We start from the raw sequence: 4,386 nt of genomic DNA on the forward strand, positions 1-4,386 counted from the left end.
TGTCTCTGTCAGTCGTGTCTTTTTTTTTTTAAAGGCTCCGCCGACCCCCGAGATCTACACAGTATCTTACCCTCTTCCCCTCCCCTACGCTCTTCCGATCTGGGCTGGCCGCCGCGCTCGACGATCCGGCGCGCGGCGGCGTGCCGTGGGGCGGGGTCACGTTCTCGTCGCTGACGAGCCTGCGCGGCCTGCCGTATCGCGTCGTCTGCCTGCTCGGGATGGACGATGGCGTGCTGCCGAGCCTCGCGCGCGCCGATGAATTCGACCTGATGGCCGTGTTGCCGAAGCTTGGCGACCGGCAGCGCCGCGACGACGAGCGCAACCTGTTTCTCGACCTGCTGCTCGCTGCGCGCGACCGGTTGATGATTGCGTACACGGGCCGCAGCATTCGCGATAACGCGCCGCTGCCGCCCGCCGCACTCGTCGACGAACTGCTCGACCACCTCGCACTCGTCACGGCCGGGCCCGACGCGCCGCCGGACGCGGTCGATGCCGCGCGGCGCGCATTCGTCGTGGAGCATCCGCTGCAACCGTTCGCGGCCGCGTATTTCCAGCCCGGCAGCGCACTCGTTTCCTACGACGCCGAACGTGCGACGCTCGCGACGCTGCTGGCGTCCGAGGCATCGCGCGACGGGCCGCGCGAGCTGCCGTTCTTCGCGCAGCCGCTGCCGGCCGAACCGGTCGAGCCGGTCGCATTCAGCGAATTCGAACGCTTCTGGCGGCATCCCGCGCGTGCGCTGCTGCGCGCGCGGCTCGGCATCGTGCTCGCCGACGCGCAGGCCGAACTGCTCGACACCGAGCCGTTCGCGCTCGATTTCGCCGGCAGCGATGCGCTCGCCGAGCGCGTGCTGCCGTTGCTGATCGAATCGGACGAGGGCGGCGTGCACGATCACGCGCTGCGCATTGCGGACGCGAGCCCCGAACTGCCGGGCGGCGCGACGGGCGCCGTGTGGCGCGACCAGGCGCTTGGCTCGATGACGCAGCTCGCATCGAACGTGCGCCGCGCGCTGGCCGACGGGATGGAGCGGCGGCCGTTCTCGCTCACCGTCGTGCCCGCCTGGCCCGACACGGAACAGGCGCTGTTCGGCGCCGACGACGCGCTGCTGTCGGGCGACGCGGTGAGCGCGCCGCTCGAACTGCACGGCACGCTGAACCGGCTCACGCCAGCCGGGCAGATCATCTACCGCTATGCGCGGCCGAGTGCGCGCGACTACCTGTCCGCGTGGCTCGCGCATCTCGTCTACTGCGCGGTGGATCCTGGCGGCCCGCGCCGCACGCTGTGGTTCGGCAGCGGCGGTGCATTCGAGCTGACGCCCGTCGCGGCGCCGCTCGAGCAGCTCGCTCCGCTGGCCGCGCTGTTTCGCGCGGGGCGGCGCATGCCGCTGCGGTTTTTCCCGCGCAGCGCGTGGGCGCGGGTGTCCGACGGCGAAGCCAAGGCCGCGAGCGTCTGGATCAACGAGCGGGTCGTGAGCGAGGCTGACGATCCGGCCATCGCGATCGCGTGGCGCGGGGCGCATGCATCGCTCGACGAGCCGTTCGGCACGCTCGCGCGGCTCGTGTTCGATCCGCTCGTCGAGCATCTGAAGGAGGTTGCATGAGTGCCGTGTCGCAGCCGCAGCAGGCGCTCGAACTCGACGTGTTCGCGTGCCCGCTCGACGGCGTCAACCAGATCGAGGCGTCGGCCGGTACCGGCAAGACCTGGAACATCTGTGCGCTGTATGTGCGCCTGCTGCTGGAGAAGGATCTCGGTGCGGACGAAATCCTCGTCGTGACCTTCACGAAGGCGGCGACCGCCGAACTCCACGAGCGGATTCGCGGCCGGCTCGCGCAGCTTGCGCATGCGCTCGACACGGGGGACGACGGCGGCGATCCGTTCATCGAGCGTCTGCTCGAAACCACGCTCGGCGAAGACGGCGCGCTCGACCCCGAGACGGCCGCGAAGCGGATCCGGCGCGCGCTGCGTGCGTTCGACCAGGCCGCGATCCACACGATTCACGCGTTTTGCCAGCGTGCGCTGCAGGAAGCGCCGTTCGCGGCGGCGATGCCGTTCGCGTTCGACATGGAGGCCGACGACGCGTCGCTGCGCTTCGAACTGGCGGCGGATTTCTGGCGCACGCGCGTCGAACCGGCGGCCGCGCGCTGGCCGGGCTTTGCGACCTGGCTCGTCGAATCGGGCGCCGGCCCGGCTGCGCTCGATGCGCAGCTTGCGCGCCGGCTCAAGAAGCCGCTTGCCGCGCTGCGCTGGGACGGCGTGACCGAGCCGGACGAATCGGCCGAGGCGGCGGCTGCCGAATGCTTCGCCGAGGCCGAGCGGATGTGGGCGGCCGAGCGCGAAGCGATCGAAGCGTTGCTGCGCACCGCGCAGCCCGCGCTCAACCAGCGCTCGCACAAACCTGACGCGGTCGCCGATGCGTTGGCCGCATGGACCGCGCATTTCGCGCAGGGCGACGCGACGGCTGCGCTGCCGAAGGCTGCGCTGAAGCTCACGCGCACCGCGCTCGTGAAGGCCACGAAAAAAGGCGGCACGACGCCCGAACACGCGTTCTTCGACGTGGCCGACGCGCTCGAAGCGGCCGTGGCCGCGGCCGAGGCCGCGCAGCGTGCGCGCTGGCTCGCGCTGATCGCCGAATGGCTCGACATGGCGCCGGGCGAGCTGGCCGAGCGCAAGCGCACGCGGCGCGTCGTCTCGTTCGACGATCTGCTCGCGAACCTGTACCACGCGCTGCATGCGCATCCGTGGCTCGCCGAGACGCTGCGCGCGCGCTATCCGGCCGCGCTGATCGACGAGTTCCAGGATACCGACCCGCTGCAATTCGCGATCTTCGACCGGATCTTCGCGCCGGGTGGCCCGCTGTTTCTGGTCGGCGATCCGAAGCAGGCGATCTACAGCTTCCGCGCGGCCGATCTGCATACCTATCTTGCCGCGCGCGCACGGGCGAGCGAGCGCTACACGCTCGCGGTCAACCAGCGTTCGACGCCCGCGATCGTCGATGCGTGCAACCGCTTCTTCATGTCGAATCCGCGCGCGTTCGTGCTCGACGGGCTCGACTATTACGCGGTGCGCGCGGGCACGCGCGTGCGCGCGCCGTTCGTCGACGCAACCGATCCGGGCCCGGCCGGCGACTTCCGGGTGTGGGCATTGCCGGGCGGCGAAGGCACGTTGCTCAAGCGCGATGCGCAGGCACAGGCCGCGCAGGCCTGTGCCGCCGAGATCGCGCGGCTGATGCGCGGCGCGCGCGAAGGGCGCGTGCGGCTCGGCGATACGCCGCTGTCGCCGGGCGACATCGCGGTGCTGGTCCAGACGCACCGGCAGGGCAGTCTCGTGAAGCGCGTGCTGTCCACGTGGGGCATCGGCAGCGTTGAACTGGCGCAGGCCTCGGTGTTCTCGACCCATGACGCCGAGCAGCTCGAACGCGTGCTGGCGGCGATCGATGCACCGGGCGACCTTCGGCGTTTGCGTGCGGCGCTCGCATCCGACTGGTTCGGCCTCGATGCCGGCGCGCTGTGGCGGATGGAGCAGGGCGACGGTGATGCGCAACGTGACGCATCGGCGGCGGATAGCGCCGACGCTATGAGCTGGGTCGAGCGCTTTTCTCGGTATCGGTTGTTGTGGCGCGAACGCGGCTTTGCGGTGATGTGGCGCACGTTCACGCGTGAGCTGCGGATTGCCGAGCGCCTGATGGCCGGCGCGGACGGCGAGCGTCGCGTGACCGACATCAACCATCTGGCCGAACTGACGCAGGCGCGCGCGTCCGCGCAACCGGGCATCGCACCGACGCTGCGCTGGCTCGCCGCGCAACGGCTCGACGGCGGTGGCGAGGAAGCGCAACTGCGTCTCGAATCCGATCGCAACCTCGTGCAGATCGTCACCGTGCACAAGTCGAAAGGTCTCGAATACGCGATCGTGTTCTGTCCGTTCCTGAACGACGGCGGGTTGCGCGAGCCGCCCGCGTCCGCGCTGCCCGATGCGCGCGAGTATCACGACGATGCGGGCGACGCGGTGCTGCATTACGGGTGCGACGACGAGGCGGCCGAGCATGCGGCGCGGCAGGCGCTGCGCGAGCAGGCCGCGGAGCGCGCGCGGCTCGTCTACGTGGCGCTCACGCGTGCGGTCTATCGTTGCTACGTCGTCGCCGGGCCGTACCTGTCGTCGCGCTCGACGCGCGAAGCGCGGCGCAGCGTGCTCAACTGGCTCGTGGCCGGCGCCGGACAGTCATTCGATGCATGGCTCGACGAGCCGCCCGACGAAGCCGCGCTCGATACGGCGTGGCAGGCGCTTGCGGGCAGATCGGAAGAGCGTCGTGGAGGGGAAGAGTGTAAGATACTGGGTAGGTCTCGGTGGTCGCCGGATCAATAAAAAAAAAAAAAAAACAAGAGAAAAGAGAC

General features: G+C 70.0%; 2 pseudogenes. Both read left to right on the top strand.

The features are described 5' to 3' along the window. Positions 1–95 precede the first annotated feature (95 nt). A pseudogene (locus tag G3O00_RS40395) lies at positions 96–1,598 on the top strand (exodeoxyribonuclease V subunit gamma); the annotation flags it as partial. After that, positions 1,595–4,285 (top strand): annotated as a pseudogene (locus tag G3O00_RS40400) (UvrD-helicase domain-containing protein); the annotation flags it as partial. The pseudogenes G3O00_RS40395 and G3O00_RS40400, both read left to right, overlap by 4 nt. Positions 4,286–4,386: the final 101 nt, after the last annotated feature.

The sequence above is a fragment of the Burkholderia sp. Ac-20384 genome (genome assembly GCF_017104605.1).
Lineage (GTDB): Bacteria > Pseudomonadota > Gammaproteobacteria > Burkholderiales > Burkholderiaceae > Burkholderia > Burkholderia lata.